General features: G+C 65.4%; 17 protein-coding genes. 2 read left to right on the top strand and 15 right to left on the bottom strand.

Annotated features, from left to right (window positions below; translation table 11 throughout):
• The first annotated feature begins 897 nt into the window (after positions 1 to 897).
• Positions 898 to 1,854, top strand: a complete 957-nt coding sequence (locus tag ACIQ7H_RS10470; RefSeq protein WP_395791132.1) for an ISL3 family transposase — start codon at positions 898 to 900, stop codon at positions 1,852 to 1,854.
• Positions 1,855 to 1,972: 118 nt separating this feature from the next.
• Here ACIQ7H_RS10470 and ACIQ7H_RS10465 read toward each other — a convergent pair whose 3' ends face one another.
• From ACIQ7H_RS10465 to ACIQ7H_RS10395, 15 genes are all read right to left on the bottom strand, one after another.
• Positions 1,973 to 3,247, bottom strand: coding sequence for a dicarboxylate/amino acid:cation symporter (locus tag ACIQ7H_RS10465; protein ID WP_395791130.1), 1,275 nt, complete (start codon positions 3,245 to 3,247; stop codon positions 1,973 to 1,975).
• 3 nt (positions 3,248 to 3,250) lie between these two features.
• Positions 3,251 to 4,939, bottom strand: a complete 1,689-nt coding sequence (locus ACIQ7H_RS10460) for an alanine/glycine:cation symporter family protein (RefSeq protein ID WP_395791128.1) — start codon at positions 4,937 to 4,939, stop codon at positions 3,251 to 3,253.
• Positions 4,940 to 5,113: 174 nt separating this feature from the next.
• Positions 5,114 to 6,772: a BatD family protein gene (locus ACIQ7H_RS10455; protein WP_395791127.1), complete on the bottom strand. Its 1,659-nt coding sequence runs from the start codon at positions 6,770 to 6,772 to the stop codon at positions 5,114 to 5,116.
• Complete coding sequence (locus tag ACIQ7H_RS10450) at positions 6,769 to 8,703, bottom strand: VWA domain-containing protein (protein ID WP_395791126.1); 1,935 nt, start codon at positions 8,701 to 8,703, stop codon at positions 6,769 to 6,771. Before ACIQ7H_RS10450 ends, ACIQ7H_RS10455 begins: the two co-directional genes overlap by 4 nt.
• The gene (locus ACIQ7H_RS10445; RefSeq protein WP_395791124.1) at positions 8,700 to 9,713 is read right to left on the bottom strand and encodes a vWA domain-containing protein; all 1,014 of its coding nucleotides are present in this window, start codon (positions 9,711 to 9,713) and stop codon (positions 8,700 to 8,702) included. Before ACIQ7H_RS10445 ends, ACIQ7H_RS10450 begins: the two co-directional genes overlap by 4 nt.
• The gene (locus ACIQ7H_RS10440; protein ID WP_395791122.1) at positions 9,710 to 10,171 is read right to left on the bottom strand and encodes a DUF4381 family protein; all 462 of its coding nucleotides are present in this window, start codon (positions 10,169 to 10,171) and stop codon (positions 9,710 to 9,712) included. Before ACIQ7H_RS10440 ends, ACIQ7H_RS10445 begins: the two co-directional genes overlap by 4 nt.
• Positions 10,168 to 11,097: a DUF58 domain-containing protein gene (locus ACIQ7H_RS10435; protein WP_395791120.1), complete on the bottom strand. Its 930-nt coding sequence runs from the start codon at positions 11,095 to 11,097 to the stop codon at positions 10,168 to 10,170. Before ACIQ7H_RS10435 ends, ACIQ7H_RS10440 begins: the two co-directional genes overlap by 4 nt.
• Positions 11,094 to 12,086: an AAA family ATPase gene (locus ACIQ7H_RS10430; RefSeq protein ID WP_395791142.1), complete on the bottom strand. Its 993-nt coding sequence runs from the start codon at positions 12,084 to 12,086 to the stop codon at positions 11,094 to 11,096. Before ACIQ7H_RS10430 ends, ACIQ7H_RS10435 begins: the two co-directional genes overlap by 4 nt.
• Positions 12,087 to 12,254: 168 nt before the next feature.
• On the bottom strand, positions 12,255 to 13,400 hold the full coding sequence (locus ACIQ7H_RS10425) for an EAL domain-containing protein (RefSeq protein ID WP_395791118.1): 1,146 nt from the start codon (positions 13,398 to 13,400) through the stop codon (positions 12,255 to 12,257).
• Between the two features lie 154 nt (positions 13,401 to 13,554).
• Positions 13,555 to 16,506 (bottom strand): hypothetical protein, encoded by a 2,952-nt coding sequence (locus ACIQ7H_RS10420; protein ID WP_395791116.1) that lies wholly within the window; start codon positions 16,504 to 16,506, stop codon positions 13,555 to 13,557.
• A gap of 71 nt (positions 16,507 to 16,577) precedes the next feature.
• The gene (pilQ, locus tag ACIQ7H_RS10415; protein WP_395791114.1) at positions 16,578 to 18,860 is read right to left on the bottom strand and encodes a type IV pilus secretin PilQ; all 2,283 of its coding nucleotides are present in this window, start codon (positions 18,858 to 18,860) and stop codon (positions 16,578 to 16,580) included.
• Between the two features lie 16 nt (positions 18,861 to 18,876).
• Positions 18,877 to 19,410: a pilus assembly protein PilP gene (locus tag ACIQ7H_RS10410; RefSeq protein WP_395791112.1), complete on the bottom strand. Its 534-nt coding sequence runs from the start codon at positions 19,408 to 19,410 to the stop codon at positions 18,877 to 18,879.
• A gap of 1 nt (position 19,411) precedes the next feature.
• The gene (locus ACIQ7H_RS10405; protein ID WP_395791110.1) at positions 19,412 to 20,092 is read right to left on the bottom strand and encodes a type 4a pilus biogenesis protein PilO; all 681 of its coding nucleotides are present in this window, start codon (positions 20,090 to 20,092) and stop codon (positions 19,412 to 19,414) included.
• A complete protein-coding gene (locus tag ACIQ7H_RS10400; protein ID WP_395791108.1) occupies positions 20,089 to 20,715 on the bottom strand; it encodes a PilN domain-containing protein in 627 nt (208 codons plus the stop codon). The genes ACIQ7H_RS10405 and ACIQ7H_RS10400 overlap by 4 nt, the downstream gene beginning before the upstream one ends.
• Entirely contained in the window at positions 20,715 to 21,773 is a 1,059-nt protein-coding gene (locus tag ACIQ7H_RS10395; protein ID WP_395791106.1) for a pilus assembly protein PilM, read from the bottom strand. The genes ACIQ7H_RS10400 and ACIQ7H_RS10395 overlap by 1 nt, the downstream gene beginning before the upstream one ends.
• A 253-nt stretch (positions 21,774 to 22,026) precedes the next feature.
• Here ACIQ7H_RS10395 and ACIQ7H_RS10390 point away from each other — a divergent pair, with 253 nt between their 5' ends.
• Entirely contained in the window at positions 22,027 to 24,498 is a 2,472-nt protein-coding gene (locus tag ACIQ7H_RS10390; RefSeq protein WP_395791104.1) for a penicillin-binding protein 1A, read from the top strand.
• The last annotated feature ends 140 nt before the right edge of the window (positions 24,499 to 24,638 follow it).

Raw genomic sequence — 24,638 nt, 5'->3', positions numbered from 1 at the left:
ACAAGCGCACGCACAATAAGGGCCAACGCGTCGGCGGAATACTTCTCCTCTTCGACGCATCGGTAACGGGAACGCCTTCAACAAATCTGACAGTCGCGCGCATCGGAAACGCGCACGAACGGAGACACAATCCAGAGGAGACTGCGCAATCCCCCCGGAAATCTAGCCACCTGCTGCAGGATCCGCAGGCGAGGCAAGGTAACAACTCCACATGACAGCTGATGGACACAACCGTTCTTTTAGGTAGCTTGAAGTTTTCTGGCGGAGTGCTGTTGGTTTGCGAGCAGACACAACAACTTCAAGCTAGGTCGAGCGGAGCTTAGTTTCAGTCGTTTTCAACCTTTACTTTTAAGTACGACAAACATGTCGAGCACATAGCGAAACGGAGAATGCGCCGATCGCCGGAGGATGACCGCCCAGAGCAATCATGACCAGCTGCAAGATCTGACAGGTACGGCTTGCATTTTTTCTTGTAGATGCCACGCTGTCCTGTCGTGTCATGTGCCACCGCGACCCCGGCACCGATCGAAATCACATGTTCCGTCGCACAACATCGACTCCGTCACACCTGGTGTGGACCCCAACCTCGCCTGAGCCCCTTCGGAAGGCAGCCTTGCCAGATGGAACAGCTCTTCACACAGGCGCCTGGCCTGACCACACCGTGGGCCGTCATCGGCTTCGACTTCGCCCCGACCGAGGGCTCGATCCGCTTCAAGGCCGAGCGCCACGCCAGCCGGCTGGCGTGCCCCGCCTGCGCTGCGGCAGATCAGACGATCCACGACCGAGCGCCCCGCCGTAGGCAGCATCTGCACTTCTTCCATTCAAAGCCTTCATCAAGGCCCGCGCGCCGCGGGTTGCCTGCGCGCAGCGCGGCAAGACCGGCCAGCCCGAGGTGCCGTGGTCGCGGCCCGGATCGGGGTTCTCGGTGGTGATGGAGGCGTTCGTGATCGCGCTCTGCCAAGGCCTGCCGGTGGCGCAGGGGGCACGCGCGCTCGGTGTCTTGAGCCGACCGCATCTGGCGCGCGCTTGAGCACTACATCCCGAAGGCGCGCGCAAGAATCGCGGGCCGATCTGACCCAGCTGCCGGTGGATGAAACCAGCAGCCGGCGCGGTGAGTACATCAGCGTGTTCTTCGATGCCAAACAGCGGCGATTGGCCTTCGCGACCCGCGGCCGCGACGCCAGTACCTTCAAGCGTTTCGCCGAGGACTTGACCCAGCACGGCGGCGATCCAGCCGCGATCACCGAGGTCAGCATGGACATGTCGAAGGCCTTCCAGGCAGGCGTGCGGACGCAGTGCCCGCAGGCGCGGATCAGCTTCGATCCGTTCCATGTGGTTCAGCTCGCGAACGACGCCATGGATCAGGTTCGGCGGGCTGAAACCAGACAGGCGCCCGAGCTCAAGGGCAGCCGCTGGGCGCTGCTGAAATCGACCTCGAACTGGAACACGAAGCAGATCCAGTCGATGCACCTGCTGCAGCGCAGCGGCCTAGCGACAGCCCGCGCGTGGCGGCTGAAAGAAGCGCTGCGCTCGGTGTTCCGCGAAGCCATCACCCGCGCGCAGGCCCAGGCGCTGCTGACCGCTTGGATCAGCTGGGCGCGACGCAGCCGGCTGCCCGCATTCAAGCGCCTGGGCCAGACCGTGCGAAGCCGCCTCAAAGGTAGTCTCGGCCACTTCGGCAGCGGCCTGAGCAACGGCTTCCTCGAGTCGATGAATGGGCTGATCCAAGCCGCCAAAACCCGAGCCCGCGGCTACCGCACCGACGCGCGCCTGATCCTGATGGCCTACCTGGTCTGCGGCAGACTCAAGCACCTGCCGGCCAACCCGTGGGTGACGGCGGGCAAGCCGGGTTGACTACCGGGTTTCCACGGAAAACGCGATGGAGCCGGCTCGGCAGCAAACGATCCAGCGTGGCGCGATCGCCTCCGCTCCAGGCGTGCAGCGAGCTGGTGAGGTCGCTGTGCTGCATTGCTCAGACGGTCGCTTTGGCCTCGCCGCGGGCCACCACCACGGAGCCGACCAGATCGCCGCCGACATTGACCGTGGTGCGGCACATGTCCAAGAAGCGGTCGACGCCGAGGATCAGGCCGATACCTTCGGGCGGGATGCCGAACATGGCCAGGATCATCGCGATGATCGGCAGCGATCCGCCCGGCACACCGGCCGCACCGATCGCGCCGAAGATGCACAGCACCAGGATGCTGACCTGCTGCACGAAGCTCAGCTCGACGCCGAAGAACTGGGCCAGGAACAACACGGTGATGCCTTCGAACAAGGCGGTGCCGTTCATGTTGGCGGTGGCGCCCAGAGTGCAGACAAAGCGCGCCACCGGGCGCGGCACGCCCAAGCCTTCTTCGGCGCACTTCAGGGTGGTCGGCAGGGTGGCGCTGGAAGAGCTGGTCGAAAATGCGGTCAGGATCGCGGGCTCTGCACCTCTCCAGAACGCCAGCGGCGACATGCCACCGAAGAACTTGATCAGTAGTGGAAACACCACGAAGGCATGAAGAGCCAGTGCCAGCACCACGGTGCCGACGTAACGCGCCAGCTGCACCAGCACATCGAAACCGAGTTTGGCGGTGATCGTGAACAGCAGGCAGGCCACTGCATACGGCGCCAGCTGGATGATCCAGCCGATCAGCTTGAGGCAGATGTCGTACACGCCCTGCACCGCTCCGACGAAGCTGCGGGTGCCATCCGAGGCCACCACGGTGGCCGCGATACCGAACATCAGGGCAAAGAACATCACCCCGATCAAATCGCCATTGACCGCTGCCGCCAGCGGGTTGCGCGGCACGATATTGATCAGCAGATCGATGCCCGAGACTGCGCTGCCCTTGGTGGCGATGTCCGCCACACGATCGGAAGACTGTGCGATCAGGCTTTCCGCGAGCTCAGGCGGCAGGCCCTGTCCGGGTTGAATCAGGTTGACCAGGATCATGCCGATGGTCACCGCGATCGCCGTGACCGCGAGAATGTAGATCAGGGTGCGCCCGCCGATCCGGCCCAAGGCGCGCGGGTCGCCAATCTCGACCACGCCGAGCACCAGGGCCGCGAACACCAGCGGCACCACCAGCATGAAGAGCAGATTCAAAAACACCTTGCCGACTGGATTGGCGACGTAGTTGATCGCGATATCCAGCCAGCCCGCATCGCCGGCCAAGCTGTTGGCCAGGATGCCTGCGGTGATGCCCACCGCGAATCCGATCGCCATCTTGGTGTGCAGTGACATCCCGCGGCTGGCTTCCATGTCTCAGGCCTCGGGCTGGCTGCGGTAGTTGCGCAGCTGTCCTGCCTTCAGTCGGGCGAGGTAGCTGTTCAGCTCGCGCTTGACCACCGGCATCAGCAGGTAGACGCCAATCAGGTTGGGAATGGCCATGATGAACAGCAGCGCGTCGGCGATGTCGACCAGGCTCGACAGCTGCAGGGTGCAGCCCAGCACCGCGGAAAGCAGATAGAAGACCTTGAATCCATACAGCGCGCCTTTGTTCTCGCGCGCCATGAATGCAGCCGCCTTGGCCCCGTAGTAACCCCAGGTGATGGTGGTCGAGAAGGCGAACAGCAGTACCGCAAGGGTGAGCACATAGGGGAACCAGCTGACCACGCTGCCGAACGCATTCGACGTGAGCTGCACACCGTCGCCGCCGCCCTCCACCAGATGCTGCCCGGTGATGATGATCACGAGCGCGCTCATGGTGCAGATCACAACAGTGTCAATGAACGGTTCCCACAGGGCGACGAAACCCTCGGTGACCGGATCGCGTGTCTTGACTGCCGAGTGCGCGATCGGGGCTGAGCCAAGGCCGGCCTCATTCGAGAACGAGGCTCGGCGAAAGCCTTGGATCAAGGCGCCAATGATCCCTCCGACAGCGCCTTCACCGGTGAAGGCGCCCTCGAAGATGGCGCCAAATGCCGCCGGCAATTGGCCGATGTTCATTCCAATCACCACCAGGCAGCCGACGATGTAGAGCCCCGCCATGGCAGGCACCAGCGTCGCGGTGACGTTGCCGATGCGGGAAATGCCGCCGATCACCACCGCGCCCGCCAAGGCGGCGTACACCAGACCAAACCACAGCGAATTGCCGGCCAGCGGACCCTCGGCGCCGCCGGTGACATTGAGCAGCTGCGCGTACGCCTGGTTGGCCTGGAACATGGCACCCGCACCGATCGCGCCCAGCATGGTGCAGATCGCAAAAACGATCGCCAGAGACCAGCCGAACGATTTCAACCCGGGATAGTTTTCGGCGATGCCCCGCGACAGGTAGTACATCGGACCGCCGGACACGGTGCCATCGGGCTTCTCAAGCCGATACTTCACGCCCAGGGTGCACTCGACGAACTTGGTCGACATGGCGAGCAGGCCTGCCAGCACCATCCAGAACGTCGCCCCTGGGCCACCGATGGTGATCGCCACCGCCACTCCGGCGATGTTGCCGAGACCCACCGTACCCGACACCGCCGAGGTCAAGGCCTGGAAATGGCTGACTTCACCCGGGCCAGCATCGCGCTTGCTGCTGAAGTCGCCGCGCATCAGGCGGAAGCCATGGGCGAAGCCGCGCACATTGATGAAGCCGAAGTACAGCGTGAAAACCAGACCGGCCAGAATCAACCAGCCGACGATCAGCGGGAACATCACCGGCGCTTCATCGGTGCCGCCGACGCGAACCGCGTAAAAAATACCGCCCGATACGGCATCGGCAATCGGCCGGATCGCCGCCTCGATGCGCTGTTCGAGGCTGAGCTCCAGCGGGGCCGCTGCAGCGGCGGCCGAAAGCGGTGCTGGCGTAGCGACAGCGACGGCGGCGGCATCGACGGCAGGCTCAGCTGCGGGCGTGGCCACAGAGGCGCTCTCGAAGCCCTCGGACGACACGGGTTCAGCGTCCTGGGCAAGGGCGGGCAGGCTTGCGGCCAGCAGCAGGGCCAGCGCGAAACGATAGATCATTGAACGTCCCCCAAAGGACTGTCGGGTAGAAGATGCAGTCGCGCTCGCGTCTGCATTCGATGCTGGGCTTCCCTGTGCCGGCGCACGCGCGGAGCACGTCCCACCCGCGGCAGCCCCGGATGGTACATCAGCGGCCGGTCGCGGACGGAACGGCGCGGTGGCGGTACTTTGCATTCACATTCGTGACGGATACAGCGGCGGCAGCGGATCAATCGAGTCGCTGCGTTCGGACTGAAAGCGTGGCGGCGTCGCGAACGCCTTGCGCAGCGCCTCCAGGCTTGCAGCGCCCGCACCACCGCCGTAGAGCGCGCGCTGCAGCGCCGACACCGCCCGCGCCTGCGCTGGATCCGCCAGTGCCTGCTGCAAGGCGTCGAGGCTGGGCGTTAGACCGCGGGCACCCGCCAGCGTACGCAGGGCCTCCGCAATCAGTTCCAGCTCACCCTGACGCAGCGCCTGCGCCAGCTGTGGGCCTACGCGCGGCATCGGCATCGGCTGCGCTGCGGGCGACAGCACTGGCACGGTTCGCGGGCGCCGGCGCTCGCGCAGCAGCAGGGCCAAGGTCAACAGCCACAGCACCAGAAAAACCAACCCAACCCAACGCCAATAGCCATCCACTGCAGCGTTTGGCACCACGCGCTCCGAATCGCTCGGATCGACCGCAGGTACTGGGCCTGTTGCTGCGTCGGTGCGAGCAGTTCCCTCGACGCTGAAGCGCTGCTCGGCAATCAGCGCGCGCTCGGCCCGATCCTGCGCGGTGTTCCACCAGTCGATACCGAGTTCGGGAATGACCAGTTCGCCGGGCCGATTGGGCACCACCGCGAAGCTGCGCGTGCGCTCGCCCTCCAAGCCGCGCGGGCCTTCGCGGGTCTGGCTGGCCTCTTGATCTGGGTAGACCTCGGCGCCCTCGATCGTGGGCAGACGCAGCTCGGGCAATTGCTCGGCAGAAAGTCCACGCGCGCTGATCCGCAGCGACAAGGTGATCGGCTCGCCTGTCTTCAGCTGTCCGGAAGCACCGGTCTGTAGTCGGTAGTCGAGGTCCAGTGCGGGCAGCCAGGGCTCGACTGCGCTGGCCGGGCGCGCACGCACATCGAGTTCGATCGACTCACCGTCAGCCGCGACCGGCGAGCCCGGGTCGAACATGCGGTTGCCGCGCGGGCCGGCCAACGCGCGTCCGCGAAAGCGCGGCGCCTCGATCGGCAGGCGACCGCTGGCCTGCGGCGTGATCGCGTAGCGGCGCTCGATCACCTGGTAGCGCCGACCGCCAGCCTCGCGGGTGAAAGTGGCATCGCCGCCGAGACGGCGGATATCGGCCCCCTGCGCGCGCGGCTCGTCGAGTTGGCCATCCAGAAGGGTGACCGCATACAGCAGACGCACGGTGTAAATCACCTGCTGCTGCACGTAGGGGTTCTCAGGGCTTGCTTCGATTTCCAGCAGCAGATCACCGCCCGCATTCTGGGTCGCTCGGGTGGCGGGCAGCACGGTCAGCTGCAGCGGCGCGGTGGTTTCGCCGCGGATCTCGATGGCCGGAATGCCGATCACACCGACCTGCAGCGGCTCCAGGCTGACCCCCCACAGGGTGCGGCTGCTCTGCTGCCCGTTGACCAGACTGATCTGGGTGCTGCTGGAGCTGCCGAGCACGCGCACATCTGCGCCGAGCCCCGACAGATCCGGCTCACCGACGCCGAGACGATCGGTTTCGATATTCAGGGTGACAGTCTCGCCCAGCACGATCTGATCGCGGTCGAGAAAGGCACGCGTACCGCCCTGGGCGGTTGCGACGCTGGCAATCACGGCGAGCACCAGCCCGCAGGCCGCCCTCAGAATCGACTTCATTGTTCACCCTCGCGCTGGCGTCGCTGGTACTCCAGCAGGAATTTCCGGCGCAATAGGCCGCCGGGATCATCGGGTACACGACGCAGCAGCTGCTCAATCGCCTGCTGGCGTTCGGACTCCGCCATCGTCTCGGCATCGATCGGCTGCGCCTGCTGTTCGGGCGGCTGCTCGGTCTCCTGCAGCGCTTCCTGCATCGCCTGACTGAAGGCGTCCTGCTGATCTTCCGCGGGATCCTCAGCCGAGGACGGTTCCGGTTCCGGTTCGCTGGCAGATTCGGACTCGGCGCCTTCGCCCTGTTGTTCCTCCTCTGAAGGCTGGTCGGGCTCGCCTTCCTGCGCATCGGCGGGTTCAGACTCGGCGCCTTCAGAATCCTGTTCCTTCGGCTCGCCCGACTCACCGCTCTCGCCTGATTGCTCGCCGTCCTGCTGCTGCGAGTCCTGCGATTGGTCTTGTTTCTGCTTTTGCTGTTCCTGCTGCTGCAGCCAGTCCCGCAGCGCCTTCTGATTGGCAGCCGCATCGGCGTGGCCGGGCTCGCGTTGCAGCGCCTCGGCATACGCGGCCAGGGCGTCCTCGTAACGCTGCAGTTTGGCCAGCGCATTGCCCCGGTTGTAGTGCGCGCGCGCATCGTCGCCGGCGCTGAAATCGCCCAGCGCTGCCTGGAAATCGCCAGCGCGAAATGCCGCGCTGCCGCGCAGGGCTGCGTCCTTCGCGAGCGTCGCGGCATGGCTGGGTTCATTCGCTTGCAGTGCGTCCCAGGCCTGGCGATCCCGGCGCTGCCATAGATCGTTCCAGAACTGCACGACAGCGCCGGGCGTCGCGGGTTCATGTTCGGGTTCGGGTGCCGGGATGGTTTGATCGGGCGGCGTGACTGGCTGCTGCGCCCAGGCCGACGGCGGTGGCGGCAGCACCACCAGGGCGAACACCAGCAGCCAGCCACGCCGCGCAGCCAGCGCCGCCAAGGGCAGCAGCAGCACCAGCAATAGCGGACCCTCGTCGCGATAGCGCAGACCGGCCGCATCCTCATCGCGGCTAGTGCCAAGGCCGCCGCCCTCGGTCGGCCCGCGGTCGAAACCCAGCGCTGCAAGGTCGCTCGCATCGGACGAGATCCGTGCGTAGCGGCCACCACCCGCGCTCGCCAGCGCCTGCAGACTGGGCTCATCCAGCCGCGGCAGGCGGATATTGCCGGCGCTGTCGCGCATGAATCCGCCGCCGCCGACCGCTACCGGCGCGCCTTCGGGCGTGCCCAGACCGAGCACCGACACCCGCAGACCTGCAGCGAAGGCTTCGGCGGCGGCTTCTAGCGCGGCGTCGCTGGCCTGATCCGTCAGCAGCAGAACATCGCCGCGCTGAGCACCGGCATCGGCCAGCAGACGGCGGGCCATGCGCAGGGCGCGCTCGGGGCGATGCCCTGGCACCGGCATGATCGAGGGATCCAGCGCTGCCAGCAGGCTGTCGAGCGTGCTGGCATCGTCGGTCAGCGGTGCGACCGTGAAGGCTTCGCCGGCGAACGCCAGCAGCGCGGTCTGACCGTCACTACGGCGACGGATCAGGTCTGCCAGCTTGAAGCGGGCGCGGCTCAGCCGGTCGGGCCGCAGGTCGGCTGCGCGCACGCTGGGTGAAAGATCCAGCGCCACGATCAGGGGCGCCTGCAGCTTCAACAGCGGCATCGGCTCGGAGCGAAACGCCGGTCCGGCCAAGGCCAGGATCCCGATGCCGACGCCCAGTACGAGCAGCCATTCCTGCAGCCGCGCGACGCGCTGCGTGCCCGTGGTCTGGAGGGCCAACAGCGCCGCATCGACCACCGCCCGCCACGGATCCGCCGCACCCTGCTGACGACGCCGCCACAGCAGCATCAGCGGCAGCGCGCCCAAGGCCAGCAGCCACAGCGGACGCAAGAAGTGGAATTCGGCAAGGCTGCCCAGCAGACTCATGCGCCGGCCTCCTGTCGACGACCGGTCTGCGCACTGGCGAGGAAGGCGAGCAGCAGTGCGGCAGCCAGTGGCCACATGAATATTTCCGAGCGCGGACGCAGCGGCTCGGCGGTCTGCTCGACCGGCTCCAGCCGATCGAGCTCGGCATAGATGCCGGCCAGTTCGCGGGTGTCGCGGGCGCGGAAGTAGCGTCCGCCGGTCTGCTCGGCAATCCGCTGCAGGCTGGCCTCATCGATCTCGGCGCCAGGAGTGGCGATCTGCAGCCCGAAGACGGAGCTGCGGCCACCGTCGCCGCCCATGCCAATGGTGTAGACGCGTACATTCTCGGCCACCGCCAGCTGGGTGGCCCGCACCGGGTCTAGGGCGCCAGCGTTGTGCACGCCATCCGTCAGCAGCACCAGTACGCGATCGCCGGCGCCGCGCTCACGGAGACGTTTGACGCCGAGGCCGAGCGCATCGCCGATCGCGGTCTCGCGCCCGGCCATACCGATCACGCTGGTTTCGAGCTGATAGCGCACATGGGCGCGGTCGAAGGTCAGCGGCGTCAGCAGGTAGGCGCTCTGGCCGAACAGAATCAGGCCGAGCCGATCGCCGGCGCGGCGTTCGAGAAAGTCGCCAACCACTCGCTTGACTGCGGTGAGCCGATCCACCCGGCGGCCGCCGATGGTCATGTCCTCGGCCGCCATGCTGCCGGAGACATCCACCGCGAGCATCAGATCGCGGCCGCTGCTGGGCGGGCTTTCGACCTCACCCAGCCACTGCGGGCGCGCCGCGGCGGCGCACAGCAGCAGCCACGCCAGCAGGGGCAGCACCCAGGTCGTAGCGGCGCTGTGCATTTGCGCGGCCTGCACGATTTCCGGTGGCAGCGCGAAGGGCAAGCGGAGCAGGCTGCCCTGCGCAGCGCGCGCGCGCGGCAGCAGCAGCCACATCAGCAGCGGCAGCGGCAGCGCCCACAGCGCCCACGGCTGCGCCCACTCGATCGAGGCGATGATCGTCTGCAGCGGACTCATCGAATCTGCTCCAGCACCCGCGCGAGCAAGGTCTCGACCGCGGCAACTGCGGCTGCCGCTTCGTCATCGTTCAAGGCCGGTCGGAACGGACCACTCTGCAAGGTGGCGAGTGCAGCTTCGTCCAGCGCCGGACCGGGCAGGCCGCGCAGATGGTTCAACCAGGCACTGCCCTCTAGGCTGGCGGCCGCCGGCGTATGCACCCGTACGGCACGTCGCAACAGCTCCGAGGCTGCTGCCACGCGCTCCTGCGCCGGCAAATCGGTGGCGCGTATCGCCTGCAGGGCGGCGTGCCAGCGCGCGCGCTGGCGGCGCCGCGCCATCACTCGAAGCAGGTGTCGGGCAAACACCGCCGCGCACAGCAGGGCAATCAAGGCCAACACCCAAATGCCCGGCGGCGGTGGCCACAGGCCGGGTTCGGGCGGCAGCTGGATATCGCGCAGAACCGGGCCCGGATTCACGCGGCCTCCCGCGGCGGCGCGCCGCGCAGCAGGTCGCGCAGGGCGGCGACCGGGTCTTCGCGGGTGCTGATCAAGCGGGCACCGACGCCGGCGCGGCGCAGGCGTTCGAGCGCATCATCCTGACGCAGCCGCAGTGCGCGCTGCCAGCCGGGTTCTGCGCCACGCGGGACTTCCAGCACGGCTTCGCCGCCCGCCGTCGCCACCCGATAGCGACCGGCGGGAAGCCGCTCGCGCTCCAGCGGATCGACCAGCACCGCGGCGATCAGATCATGGTGGCGTCGCAGGCGCTGCAGCGCGCGCAGGGCCTCGTCATCGATGCTGGCCGCATCGAGCAGTACCAGCACGTGGGCACCCGCACGCAGGGTTCGCGCCAGCCGATCCAGGGCAGCGCTCAATGGTTGTTCGATCGCATCGACCGGCGCCGGGCGCGACCAGTCGCAGATGGCCTGCAGCACGCGCAGCGCACCACGCTGCGTGCCTGCTGCCGGCAGTTGGCCGGAGCGCGGACCGAAGCCGGCGGCGCAAACGCGGTCGCCTTCGCTCTGCGCGAACCAGGTGAACAGCGCCGCCAGACGCGCCGCCAACACCGACTTGAAGCAGACTCGGGTGCCGAAATGCAGGCTGCTTGAGGTATCCAGCACGACCGCCGAAGTGCGCTCGCGTTCGGCGGCGAACAGCTTGGTGTGCAGATCGCCGGTGCGCGCGGTCAGCCGCCAATCGACGTGGCGCACATCGTCGCCGGCGGCATAGGCGCGCGACTCGGCGTAGTCCATGCCGCGCCCCCGGAATGGGCTGTGGCGCTGGCCCGCCGCACGGTCAGCCGAACGCCGCCGCGCGCCGGCCGCCAGTTCGGCCGCGCGCGCGCGCAGCGCAACCAGTTCGGTCAGGGCCGGACAGGTAGCCGTGGTCAGAGCATCGGCACTCACGGCAGCGGCACGCGCTCCAGCAGCTGGCGAATGATGCTGTCGCTGTCGACACCGGCGGCCTCGGCCTCGAACGACAGCAACACGCGATGTCGCAGGACATCCAATGCAACCGCTCGGATGTCTTCCGGGGCGACGAAATCGCGCCCGCTCAGCCAGGCGTGCGCACGCGCACAGCGCTCCAATGCGATCGAGCCGCGCGGGCTGGCGCCGAACGCGATCTGCCGCTTCAGCTCAGCGCTGTACGGCGCTGCGTCGCGCGTGGCGAGCACCAGTTCGACGAGGTAGCGTTCCAGCCGCGGGGCCACGTGCAGAGTCAGAATCCGTCGGCGCGCTTCGCGGATGTCCCCGGCAGTGATCCGCGCGAAGTCGGCGCGGTGCTGCTGGGGCAGGCTCGGATCAAGCTCGGCCAAGGCGCGCGTGCGTGCCAGCCGCAGGATTTCGGCCTCGGTGTCCGCCTGCGGATAGCCGATACGAACATGCATCAGGAAACGATCGAGCTGGGCCTCGGGCAGCGGATAGGTGCCCTCCTGCTCGATCGGGTTCTGGGTCGCCATGACCAGGAACAGCTCGGGGAGCTTGTAGGTCACTCGCCCCACCGTGATCTGGCGCTCGCCCATGGCTTCCAGCAAGGCCGACTGCACCTTGGCCGGCGCGCGGTTGACCTCATCGGCGAGCAGCAGGTTGTGGAACAGAGGGCCGGGCTGGAACTCGAAGCGCGCTTCCTGCGGGCGGTAGACCTCGGTTCCGGTCAGATCGGCCGGCAGCAAATCCGGCGTGAACTGCACGCGGTGGAAGTCCGCCTCGATGCGCGCCGCCAGACATTTGATCGCGGTGGTCTTGGCCAGGCCGGGGGCGCCTTCCACCAGCAGATGTCCGTCGGCCAACAGCGCGATCAACAGGCGCTCGACCAGGGCCGGCTGGCCGACCACTTCGGCCGCCAGCACTTCTCGCAGGCTGGTAAAGCGCGCCGCGAGTGGGTCGGCCGACATCGCGCTGACGTCGGTCGAGGACGGAATCGGTTCGGACATGCGTTCGGGCCAGGCTGCGAAGTGGGCGCGCTTGGACCGCGCTGCGGCGCCAAGGTTCAGCGCAGTATGCCCAGCGCGATGACGCCACGGCCTGTGCCGCAGGTCGCGCCCTGGAGCATTGCTGGCGCTTCAGGCCAGCAGATCGGCTGCGCTGCACGGCTTGCCAATCAGCCAGCCTTGGGCGTAGCGGCATTCAAGTTGGCGCAGAAGATCCAGCTGCGCCTCGCTTTCAATGCCCTCCACCACCACGTCGGCGCCCAGCCCGTGGGCGAGGTCGACGATCGATTCAACGATTCGGCGCGCACGGCGGTTGCCCAGCATTTCGCGAGCGAAGGCTTGATCCACCTTGATGGTGTCAAACGGCAGCAGGTGCATGTGCTGCAGGTTCGAGTAGCCGGTTCCGAAATCGTCCAGCGCAACGCGCACTCCAGCCGCCCGCGCCTCCTCCATCATCGCAGCGACGCGCAGGTAATCGAGTTGACGGCTCTCGGTGATTTCGATCTTCAGCTGATGTGCCGGGATGCCGCCCGCCGCTGCGTACTCAAGCATGCGCGCCAGCAGCCCGTCTTCAATCAGCTGGCGCGCGGAGACGTTGATCGCCACGAACGGGGGGCGCCGGTCGCCTGCAGCACGCAGGCGCGAGAGCACATTGACGCTGGCACCAATCACATAGTCACCGACCGGAACGATCAACGAGGTCTCTTCGGCCAAAGCGATGAATTCCGCCGGGGAAATGCTGCCGCGCTCCAGATGCTGCCAACGCACCAAGGCTTCGTAACCGGCGATGACTCCGCGGCCCACATCGAGCAGCGGCTGGAATCGAACCTCAAGTTCGTTGCGCGACAAGGCCTCGCGTAGCTGCGACTCCAGTCTGATCTTGCCGATACCGACCAGGCTGTCGAGCGCGGGCTCCTCGGACGGGACCAAGGCGTGGCCTTGGAGCGTTGCAAGCGTGGAGCGGTAGCGACGCAGCTGGCCTTCCAGCAGCGCGCGTACTACCGGATCTGTATTGACCAGACGTTCGGCAATCTGTTCGGGCGTGATCGGCACCAGCACGCAGGGCTCCATCGCGGTTGCGGTGGCGGTGCGTGGAGAGCGGTCGATGACCGCCATTTCGCCGAGCAGTTCGCCGGCGCTGACCTCGGCCAAGGGCTGGCCGTTCGGCCCGGCGCTGATCATCAGCCGGCCGGACTCCACCAGAAATGCCAGATCGGGCGCATCGCCTTCGCGAAACAGCACCTGGCCGCGCACTAGTTCAAGTCGGTGTTGGGACACGAGACACCCTCCGAATCTCCGCCGAGTCTAGCCCCAGCAGATCCCATCGAGTGCGTGGTCTTCGATACATCGTCCCGATTGATCCCCAAGCGCCGCGCCAAAAACGAAGGGCCGCTTGCGCGGCCCTTCGAGGTTTGAAGCTGACCCGCTGAACTTACGGGAGACTGTTGATGGTGCAAGCAGTCGGTGCGCTCAGCGACGGGATCACCACGACGTTTGATCCAGTTGCCCGACTGCAGCTTCCCGTTACCGCGAAATTGAAGGGCGGAGGGGGCAGAACCAGACTCACGTCGGTGCCGCGGTTGAACGTCCCAGCGCAAACCGTGGCTGCTGCAGTTCCACCGGGATGGCTGCAGGCCAAACCACCTGGGCTACTGAGGAGGCTGAACGCGGTCGGACCGCCGGCGGTCACCGTGAGCACAACCGGATTGATGGTGGTATTGCAGGCACCCGCCGGTGCAGGCGGGCTGAAACCGTCGCCGCCGGCACAGCTGTCACGGCCGAGAATGCGGACAGTCGCAATCGGAGTCGGAGCAGCCGTGCGGAACACGCAAGTCCAGACTGCACCACCGCCGGGCTGATCCATCGCCGAGGCCCGGATGCGAGCGACTGTCTGACCGAGCGCATTCGTGGGCGCCGCCTGCTGAACGATCTCAACCAGTGCGGTCTGACCGTTGCCCGTACAGACGCCCGTGATGTCGGTGCCAGCGATCGGATTGCCCGACGAGTCGTTGAGCTGCAGCTGCACGACAAGCTCGCCGTTGCCGAACAGCGTCTGCGGAGTGGCTTCAAGGATCACGAACTCATCCGCAATGATGTTGACGGTCACCGCGTCTGATGCGCCCAGGGAGAACTCCACGTTGCTGGGCGATGAACCGTCTTCCACCAGACCAGAGGTGGTCACGCTGACGGTGACGCAGCCATTTGCACCCGTCGGGCTCGCAATCTGACCCGACTCCAACTGCCCGCCGATCTGACCGCTGCCATTGCGCAGCGCGAAGCCGAAGTCGAGGTTTGCCGCCTGGATGGGTATGCCGAAGGCGTCGTAGGCACAGACCCGTACCGGCACGGTAGCGTTGCCCTGCAGCGAGGTCGGGCTGGCAGTGATCGTCACCGGGCCGGCGCCCGGGTAGACATAGGTTTCGATGTCGGTGATCAGCTCTTGGCCCACTGACGTGGTTTCCGATCCGCGCACCCACACCGCGACGGTCTGTCCCAGACGCGAAACCGGGAAGGTCAGTCGAGTGCTTGCAACACCAAGGGCATTGGTCGGCGCAGTCCGGGCGATGTTGCCGTGGACCGCGCGGCCAATCACGTACGGCAGCACGTTGCCCGAGTCGACAATCACACCAGTGTCGTCATTGCGGTTGAAGCGCTGGGTGACAGTCAAAGCGCCCTGGCTGTTCACCTGCTGGATCGAACGAGCACTCTCGAGGTCACGGTTACCTGGCACGCTCTGACCAAACACCAGCAAGGTATCGCCCGGGCCGGCACCGCCGCCAGCGGTCTGGAAGGCACCCGACGGAGCGCTGAACAGGAAACCGTTCTCCTGCGGGTTACCGTCGCCGCCGCTGATCGAGAACACGCCGGATCCCACGTTCGGGAACCCGGTGGCCGGGCTGTCGACCAGACCGAACTCCAGCACGGTGCCCGGAAGTACCGGGTTGCCCTGGCGATCGGTGGCAAGTGCACTGACCACAATGCTGTAAGTGCCGTCGCCGTTGTTGCGGATGCCTGATGCTGCGTCCACCGCCCGATCCGCACGGACGTCCGCGGAGTAGGGAGCGGTCAGCTGGACTGAGAACAGACGACCGTCGGAGACGATGATGGTGCGCTCCGCGACCACTGGGTCGGTGATGCCGTTGTCGACATTGTTGTCAGCGCGGTCAGCGGTGGCGCGAATGGTGGTCGGCCCCACGCGGGTGCCCGCGATGAAGGTTGCATTGACCACGCCGTTGGTGGTGCGCAGGGAAATCTGCTGGCCGGTCACGGTCTGTCCCGCTGCATTCACGCCCGAAAGGCGCTCGCCCGCAGCAGCAGCACCATCACCCACCACTTCCACGCGGACATTGTTGAAACCGCTGTTGCCGGACACCGGATCCGGCACCGGCAAGCCGGTGGAATCGGCGATATCGATTTCCACGGTACCCGAACTGGCGCCGCCCGAACCATTGATGTAGAGGCCGGCGAACGTGGGTGAGAGCACGACGGAAGCAGGCAGCGGCGGGGCGGCAGAGACGACCGTGATGACCACTGAGGTCGTCATGGAGCGACGGGTCTCAGGATCCTGGATCGTAGCGACCAGAGTCGCTGTGCCTGGGGTTCCCCTGGAATGAACAAAAACGGTCGCGCGACCTGCAACGATGTTTACGGGGCCCTGACCCAAAGTATTCAGAAACTCGTTGTTTTCAATGACCGGTGTGGCGGGATCATCTATGGTTGTCGGATCGTCCAGCGTCGAGAAAGCCGCAACCGTCACGGGGTTGATGGTGACGCCCAAGCCACCTGCATCACCGCGCGGGATACTGATCGCCTGTCCGCTTGCCGAGCGCGCTGTAATCGTCAGCTCACTCATGTACGGCGAGCCGGAGAATGGCGCAATTCCGAACAGGTTGACTGGCAGCTGGGTGCGCGTTGCCTGGATGCTGATGCTGCCGTTTGCTGCCGGTGCAGTCACGGTCAGCGGGACGCTGGCGGAAACAGCGCCTGGCTGTCCGACCGGCTGAGTGGAGAACGTCAAGGTGACCGAACCCTGCGACTCGGTAGTCACGAAGATGAATTCGGCGCGGCCGCCAACGGTGGTTGCCGAATTACTCGAAGTGGTTTGGCCGTTGACCACGCCAAACACGCCACCGAGGTTGCTCGGGCTGGCGCTTGCCGTAACCGTCGTCCCGTCGGCAATCGGCGTGCTGTTTGAGTTGCTGACCACGACCGACACCGCCAGCGTTCCACCAGCAGGCACGCTGTTCGCGGTGGCGGATGCACTGATCCGAGCGCTCTGGATCGGGCCGAACCCACCATCATCACCACTGCCGCCGCCACCGCAGGCCGTCAGCAGGGCGAGTGACCCTACCAGAAGGCCCTTCAGCAGAACTGTTGCTTTCATCATCTCTCTCCGAAGAAAACTGGCATCAATCCGTCGCCAGCCTGAATATGGAAGTCCTGCATGCCGACCGATCAACGAGCCTCGCGTCCGGACACTGCCAACACTTTGGGGGTCACGAAAATCAGCAGCTCAGCCTTTTCGGTGCCGTTGCGCTTGTTGCGGAACAGGTTGCCGAGGAGCGGCACGTCCCCGAGGAAGGGCACCTTCGTCAAATCTTCTCGGTTCTGGAATTCGTACACACCACCAATGACCACGGTTTGGCCGTTGTCGACCAATACAGCGGTGTTGATCTCCCGTTTGGCGATGATTGGGATACCACCACCGCCCGTAGGAAGGACTGGCGTGAATCCCCTGAGCTCGTCCTTCTTGACTTTCAGGTTGAGGTAGACTCGATCATCTTGAGTAATGGTTGGGGTTACCAACAGCTCAAGCAAGACCTCCTTGAACTCGGTGGTAACTGTAGCCGCCGTTCCGATTCCGCTAACCACCGTGTAACCGACCTCGTCGCCCTGTGTGATGCTTGCTTCGCGCTGGTTGGTGGTGATCACGCGTGGGCTTGAGACCAGCTCGCCCCGACCTTCCGACTGCAGAGCCGACAGCTCAAGGTCAATCAGATAGTCCGCGCTAAGAATGGCGAAGCCGATCGCGCCGGCCGCATTTTGCACGGGCAGATTTACGCCCAGCCGGCTTGCGGCCGGAAGGATGTCTCCACGCTCGGGCCCTATGCTGCGCCCTTCATACAGCGGACCCACGGTCAACGCGTCGCCGATGTTGCTCATCGCATTTCGACCTGCGAAGCGATTGCTGACCGCGCTGGTGATCAAAGCGTTGTTGGCCGCCTGCGAGCCTGAGGTGGTGAATACCCGGCCGCTGCTGTCTTGGCGCGCGCCGCTGACGCCGAACTTCGCGCCCAGCTCGCGGGCGAAGTTCTCACTTGCGATCACGATGCGAGCTTCGATCAGCACTTGGTCAACCGGGCGATCAAGCAGGGTGATGAGGCGCTTGATCTCGCCGATTTTCTCGGGCAGATCGTTCAGCAGCAAGGTGTTGGTGCGCTTGTCGAAGGTCACCGAGCCGCGAGCTGACAGGAAACCGCGTGATTCACCCGTCTGCTGCTGTTGCTGACCGCCGCCCTGCTGGTTGCCTTTGCTGTTGTCGGTCAGCAGCTTTGCAATCTCTTCGGCGCTGCCGTAGTTGATCGCGATGTACTCGCTGACCAGCTCGGCGCGTTGCTCCTGCGCGATGCGCGCATCGGCAATCGCCTTCTCGTAGCCCGCGATCTCAGACTGAGGCGCAACCCAGATAACATTGCGGTCGATCCGCTTGTCCAGAGACTTCGCACGCAGGACAAGATCCAGCGCTTGGTCCCAGGGCACGTTGATCAAGCGCAGAGTCACGTTGCCGGTCACGCTGTCGGCCGCAACCACGTTCAGCCCGGCCTCTTCGGCAACGACCTGCAGCACGGTGCGCACCGGAATGTCCTGGAAGTTGAAAGTGACGGGCTGGCCCTTGTACTCACCCTCTGCGGCGATGATCTCGCCTTCAGCGGTGACCACGCGGTCCTGGACCGGATCCACTTCAATCACGAACTCATTGCCCGCCTGGTAGGCGAGCGGCTCGAAGCGACCGTCAACGCTGATGTCAAGCAAAGTCCCGCCGGAACTGCGGCTCAGCTCCACGCTCTGTACCGGGGTCGCGAAGTCAGACACGTCCAAGCGTTCGGCCATGTTGTCCGGCAGGTACACACCGGCCAGATCGACGCGAATGCGCTGACCATCGACCCGCATTTCCGAGGCGGCGCCTTCACCCACCAGGGTGAGGATGATGCGACCGGTGCCCTCCGGCGTGCGGCGGAAGTCGACATTGCCAACCTCAGTGACGTTGGCCGTGCGCTTGGCGGGGTCCGCCGCGTATGCCGTCACCTCGGTCGCAGCTGTGCTCGCGCCACCGACCATCAACACGACCGTATTGCCTTCGGTACGCGTCTCGTATGGCGTGGAGCGGAACAGGTCAACAGAAACGCGCGTGCGCCCTGCAGCCTCCGCGGTGGCAATCGAGCTGGTCGCGCCAACCCCCACCGGGATTCGACGCTGAGCCACCGCGTTCCGGGTATCCGGCAGATCGATGATGATCCGCGGCGGATCGTCGGTGGTGAATACAGGCAGTTCCTTGACCGGTTCGCTCAAACTCAGGGTGATATCCACCCTGCCGCCTGGGCCGGCCGAGAAACTGATGTTGTCGAGACTACCGGCAGCGAAGGCGCTGGAGCCGGTGCCAATCAGTGCGGCCAAGCCGAGCAGCCGGACGAGCCGGGCCGGAGTGGCAACGGAGATGGACTTGGATGTGCGCTTCATGCGATTCCCCACTGCATTATTCGTTTTCGAGTGCCAGAGCAGCCGGACGCTCAAGCCAGCCGCCCGACCCATCAGGAACCAGTTCGACGATCTCAAGACCGTCTTCGCGGATGGCGACAATGCGGCCGTCGCTTTGACCCAGGTAATTACCTACGCGCACCCTGTGCACGACACGGGAAGGGTCCATCACCAGCGCCAGCTGGCTCTCGCCGGCGCCCAAGGTGCCGACCATATCGAGGCCATCGAGCGGAAAACTCTCAAGGACCTCTTTACGGCGGTTGGAGTCGGGACGCGGGCCTTCGACACGCGATTCCAGATCTTGCCGCTGCGGCAGCGAGAACGGGTCGCGCAGATCCTGGGCGCTGTAGACGAAGGTTTCGAACTGCTTCATCACCGGCAGTGGCTCAAGCGGTGGCGCCGGACGCTGCTTGATGTCGGCGACGTAGTTTTCGAGGTCACGCATGCCCGGATCACAGGCACTCAAGGACATCGCGGCAACACAGATCAGAGCGACCCTCGCCGGATGACGGATTGATTGGAATCCCTTCATATTAGCGAGCTCCCTGTGCGGCGGCGGCGCCGGAGGTAGCCGCAGCAGCTGCCTCGGCCTCGGCCTCGGCCTCCGCAGTCTCTTCTTCGTCAAGGTAGCGGTAGGTCTTGACCGTGCCTTCCAGCACCAGTCCGCCCGCCGGCTGTCCGTCCTTGGCCTCGCGTGGCTTCAAGGAGATATCGTGCATCGTCATGATGACCACGCGGGGCAGCGAAGCGACGCCGCTGACAAAGTTGCCGAACTGGTGGTAGCTGCCAACCATGCGCAGCGAAATCGGCTTCTCCGCGTAGAACTCCTTGCGGATCTCCGGCTGCGGCTGGAACAGCTCGTTCTGGATGCCGGCCGCCAGTGCCGTCTGCGAAATGTCGACAATCAGGTCGGGCATCTCGGTGCGGCTTGGCAGCTGCCGCAGCATCTGCTGCAGCATCGCTTCCATCTCGGCCAACTGTTCCTTCAGCGGTTCGAGGTTCACCGCCTTGGCCTGCTCGGTCTCAAAGTCACGTTTGAGCGACTCTTCGGTACGCGCAAGCGACTCAAGCTCGTCCTGCTGGTTGCTGACGAACAGATACCAGCCGAAGAACAGGATCAGGCCCGCGAGGATCACGCAGAAGAAGGTCTTGACCGGTGTCGGCCAAGCGCCTGCGTTGTTGAAGTCCAGATTGTTCAGATCGAAATTCTTCACGGCTGGCTCCCCGCAGCGGCAGTCGGCTCAATGCCCTGCGTTTCGGCGCCACCCTCAGCGTCGCCTTCCTCGGTGTCACCGACCGGCTTGGTCGCGGTCACGTTCATGCGAAAGAAGTAGGGCATCGACTTGTCCTCACCCTTGGCCTCGATGATGCCGAGGTCGTCGCGGGTCAGCCAGCCGGAAGTCCGGATGTTGCGCATGTAGGACGACACACGAGCATGCGACTGCGTCATGCCCTCCAAGGTGAGCTGGTCACCGACCTGCTTGATCGAGCTCAGCAACACGCCCTCAGGCAGGGTGCGGACCAGATCGTCAAACAGATGAACCATCTGCGAGCGGTTGGCCTGCAGCTGTTCGATCACCGCCTTGCGGGCGAGCAGATCGGACTTCTTCTTTTCCAGGATCTCTATCTCGGCTGTCTTCTGCTTGAGACTGGCGATCTCGCGCTGCAGATAGCCATTGCGTTGCTCCTGAGCGCTGATCTTTCCGTCGAAGAACTGCACGGCACCAAAGCTGACGCCCACCGCCAGCGCGGCGCACAGTCCGAGGACTCCGAAGAACTCGTTCTGGCGCTGCTTTCGGCGCTCGGTGCGCCAGGGCAATAGGTTGATCTTGGCCATCAGTCGAAACTCCTCATGGCGAGACCGGCGGCGATCATCAGCGACGGGGCATCCTGCGCCAACGATTGCGCCTGCACCCTGGAGGCCAAGGACATGTTGGCCAGCGGGTTGGCGACCACGGTGCTGATGCCGAGCTGCTCTTCGACCATTTCGGCAACCCCGGCGATCGAGGCACAGCCACCCGCAAGCACGATCTGGTCGACTCGGTTGAACTCGCTGCCGGCGTAGAGAAACTGAAGCAGTCGGCTGACCTGCTGGACCATGGCTTCCTTGAACGGCTCCAGCACTTCGATCTCGTAGCTCTCGGGCAATCCGCCCTGACGCTTGGCCAGGCCTGCTTCCTCGTAGGACAGTCCGTAGCGGCGCATGACCTCGTCGGTCAGCTGCTTGCCGCCGAAGACCTGCTCACGGGTGTAAATGCTGCGCTGGTTGCGCAGCACGTTGAGCGTGGTCATGGTGGCGCCGACATCGACCAGCGCGACCAGACCATCACGGGTGACGGACAGCTGATCGGCGATCAGACGGAAGGCGTTCTCCATCACGAAGGCTTCGACGTCGACGACCTTTGCGGTCAGACCGCCGAGGTCGAGCGCGGCGGTGCGCACTTCGACGTTCTCGGTGCGCGACGCAGCCAGCAGCACCTGCACCATCTCCGGGTTGTCCTTGACCGGGCCCAGGACTTCGAAGTCGAGGCTGACCTCCTCGATCGGGTAGGGGATGTATTGCCCGGCCTCGACCTGGATCTGGTCCTCAAGCTCGTCCTCGGACAGGTCGGCCTGCATCGGGATGATCTTTGTGATCACCGCCGAGCCGGCGACCGCGGCCGCCGCGAAGCGACTTTTTGCGCCCGATCGGTTCAGTGCCCGCTTGATCGCTTCGCCCACCGCCTCGACCTCGACGATGTTCTTCTCGACCACGGCATTGGGAGGAAGCGGCTCCACCGCGTAGTGCTCAACGCGATAGCGACCGCCGCTTTGGCTCAGCTGGAGCAGCTTGACAGCGGTGGAACTGATGTCCACGCCGATCAAGGGCACCTTCTTGTTTGCGAACAGCCCCACGGTTTCTCCCCTTCCCACAAGCCCTTACAGGCAATAACTCCACGACTACATTAAATAACGATTATTTGCAGTCTGGCAACAGACAACTGCCGTTCAGGCTGCCGCAACCGCGATGTGGGTCAAGAAAATGGTCAAAAAATGTTCCTGCCGGGGCGAAAAATGACCGCTTGATGGCCGGTGTCGGCGGTTTCTTCCGGGTCCCGGCGGGCCGGCCTATACTCGCCGGCCCTGCCCTGCCGACTGGATTCCGCGGATGCGCCTGTTCCGCCGCCTGCTGCGCTATGCCTTGATTTGCGGGCTCCTGCTGGGAGCGATCGGCGCGGGTGCGCTGGGCGTCGCCTATTGGCTGATCGCGCCGACCCTGCCTGACGTGCAGGCGCTGCGCGACGTGCGCCTGCAGATGCCGTTGGCGGTTTATTCACGCGACGGCAAGCTGATCGCCATGTTTGGCGAGGCCAGACGCAAACCTGCGCGGATCGGCGATGTGCCAGACCGGGTCAAGCAGGCCTTCATCGCGATCGAAGACGCGCGTTTCTATGAGCATCCGGGGATCGACTGGCGGGGCATCGTCCGCGCGGTGTGGCTGCTGGCAACGAGTGACCGCGAGCGCGTGCCGGGGGGCAGCACGATCACCCAGCAAGTCGCGAAAATGTTCTTCCTGAGCCCGGAATACAGCTACACCCGCAAGCTGACCGAGATCTTTCTGGCGCTGAAGATGGAGCGCGAACTCAGCAAGGACGAGATCTTCGAGCTGTACCTGAACAAGAGTTTCTTCGGCAATCGCGCCTACGGGATCGCCGCTGCAGCCGACTTCTACTACGGCAAGGAGCTGGTCGATCTGGAGCTGCATGAGGCCGCGATGCTGGCCGGCATCCCCAAGTTTCCCTCCAGCGGCAACCCCATCACCAACCCCGACCGCGCACGCATCCGCCGCGACTACATCCTGCATCGCATGGTCGAAGTCGGTTTCATCAGCAACGACGAACGCGACGCAGCCCAAGCGATCGCCGACAGTGCGCACCCGAACGAGCCGGCGATCGAGATCGACGCGCCCTATGTCGCCGAGATTGCGCGCGCCGAAGCCGTGGAGCGTTTCGGCGCCGACGCGATGATTGATGGCCACCGGGTGTTCACCACGCTCGACAGCGTCGGCCAGGCCGCCGCCAACAGCGGCCTGCGTCGCAGCCTGCTCGACTACGACCGCCGCCACGGCTGGCGCGGTGCCGAGGCCCAGTTGCCGCTGGCCGAAGGGGCGCCCATCGCCCAACTGCAGGGCTTGCTGCGCGATTTCCCGACGATATCCGGGCTGGCGGCGGCATTGGTGCTCGACAGCGCCCCGGAGCGCGCCAGCCTGTTGCTGCGCGACGGCCAGCTGATCGAGCTCAATCTTGAGCAGGTGACTTGGGCGCGTCCCTACATCGACGAGAATCGGCGTGGGCCGGCGCCCAAGGGCGTTGACGGCGTTCTGAGCCCGGGCGATGTGGTTCGGGTCGAATTGAACGACGAAGGCGCGTACACGCTCTCGCAGGTGCCCAGGGCGCAGGGTGCTTTGGCCTCGGTTGACGCCGAAGACGGCGCTGTACGTGCGCTGGCCGGCGGCTTCAGCTTCAGCCTGAACAAGTTCAATCGCGCCACCCAGGCTCAGCGGCAGCCGGGTTCAAGCTTCAAGCCTTTTGTTTACGCAGCGTCGTTCGAGCGCGGCTATGGCCCCGGCTCGATCGTGCTGGATGCCCCGGTCGTATTCCGTCAGCACGACGGCAGCACCTGGCGTCCGCAAAACGACAACTCCACCTTCGCCGGGCCGATGCGCCTGCGCGAGGCCATGGTGACCTCGCGCAACCTGGTTTCGGTGCGCTTGCTCGACGCGATTGGCGCGAGCTATGCGCGACGCTTCATCCAGGGTTTCGGCTTCACCCCGGAGAGCCTCCCGGAGAACCTCTCCCTCGCGCTCGGCACCAGTTCGGTGCCGCCGCTGGCGATGGCGCGCGGCTACGCCCTGTTCGAGAACGGTGGTTTTCTGGTCGACACCCACTTCATCGAGCGGATCGAGGACCGCGACGGCAACCCGGTGTTCATTGCCGAGCCGCTTCGCGCCTGCCGCCAGTGCCCGGAACGCCTGCGTGAAGAAGTGACTGGCGGTACGGATGGTGGCTTCGACCTGAGTTCCGGCGCCGCACCGGCCGCCGCCGACGTAACCGCTGAGGCGGACACCGCAGCAGCCCCCGGCAGTGGTCTGGCACCGCGCCGGATCGATGCGCGCACCGCCTACATGGTCAACTCGCTGCTCCGCGATGTGGTCCGGCGTGGTACTGGGCGCAATGCGCTGGTACTGGAACGCAGCGATATCGGCGGCAAGACCGGCAGCACCAACGATCATCGCGATGCCTGGTTCGTCGGCATCGGCGGGGGGTTGGCCGTGGCCAGCTGGGTCGGAATGGACGACTTCGGATCCTTGGGCAGCGGCGAGTTCGGCGCCGTCGCGGCTTTGCCGACTTGGATCGAGTACATGCGCGGCGCCCTGGAAGGCGTGCCGGAGAGCGAACAGCCGCTGCCGCCGGGCATCGCCACCGTCACCATCGATGCCACCACTGGCGCGCTGATGCCGGCGGGCAGCCCCGGCTCGCTGTCGGAGTTGATCCGTGTCGACGACATCGCCCGCCTGCAGCGCCGCAGCTTCCAGGACGAGCGCACGCTGAATGCCGAGGAGAGCTTCGACATCTTCTGAGCAAGCGTGGGTTGCGTCGCGCCGGCGGCCGGCAACCTGCGTGAATCTGCGCCAGCACCCCGGGCTCAGGCTGTTGCACCGCGTGCTCGCCGACGGAAGGCACGGTGCCCGGGCCACTCGAAACCGCCAGGTCTGCCCGA

It is taken from the genome of Aquimonas sp. (assembly GCF_044377145.1).
Lineage (GTDB): Bacteria > Pseudomonadota > Gammaproteobacteria > Xanthomonadales > Xanthomonadaceae > Aquimonas.
Note: the sequence above shows the minus strand (reverse complement) of the source record. Positions and strands in the feature narration are given on the sequence as shown.

Bases quoted from the DNA above. Each gene is read 5' to 3' on its own strand.
- ACIQ7H_RS10465 (WP_395791130.1), bottom strand. From the start codon at position 3,247: ATGGAAGCCAGCCGCGGGATGTCACTGCACACCAAGATGGCGATCGGA.
- ACIQ7H_RS10460 (WP_395791128.1), bottom strand. From the start codon at position 4,939: ATGATCTATCGTTTCGCGCTGGCCCTGCTGCTGGCCGCAAGCCTGCCC.
- ACIQ7H_RS10455 (WP_395791127.1), bottom strand. From the start codon at position 6,772: ATGAAGTCGATTCTGAGGGCGGCCTGCGGGCTGGTGCTCGCCGTGATT.
- ACIQ7H_RS10450 (WP_395791126.1), bottom strand. From the start codon at position 8,703: ATGAGTCTGCTGGGCAGCCTTGCCGAATTCCACTTCTTGCGTCCGCTG.
- ACIQ7H_RS10445 (WP_395791124.1), bottom strand. From the start codon at position 9,713: ATGAGTCCGCTGCAGACGATCATCGCCTCGATCGAGTGGGCGCAGCCG.
- ACIQ7H_RS10430 (WP_395791142.1), bottom strand. From the start codon at position 12,086: ATGTCGGCCGACCCACTCGCGGCGCGCTTTACCAGCCTGCGAGAAGTG.
- ACIQ7H_RS10420 (WP_395791116.1), bottom strand. From the start codon at position 16,506: ATGAAAGCAACAGTTCTGCTGAAGGGCCTTCTGGTAGGGTCACTCGCC.
- pilQ (WP_395791114.1), bottom strand. From the start codon at position 18,860: ATGAAGCGCACATCCAAGTCCATCTCCGTTGCCACTCCGGCCCGGCTC.
- ACIQ7H_RS10410 (WP_395791112.1), bottom strand. From the start codon at position 19,410: ATGAAGGGATTCCAATCAATCCGTCATCCGGCGAGGGTCGCTCTGATC.
- ACIQ7H_RS10400 (WP_395791108.1), bottom strand. From the start codon at position 20,715: ATGGCCAAGATCAACCTATTGCCCTGGCGCACCGAGCGCCGAAAGCAG.
- ACIQ7H_RS10390 (WP_395791104.1), top strand. From the start codon at position 22,027: ATGCGCCTGTTCCGCCGCCTGCTGCGCTATGCCTTGATTTGCGGGCTC.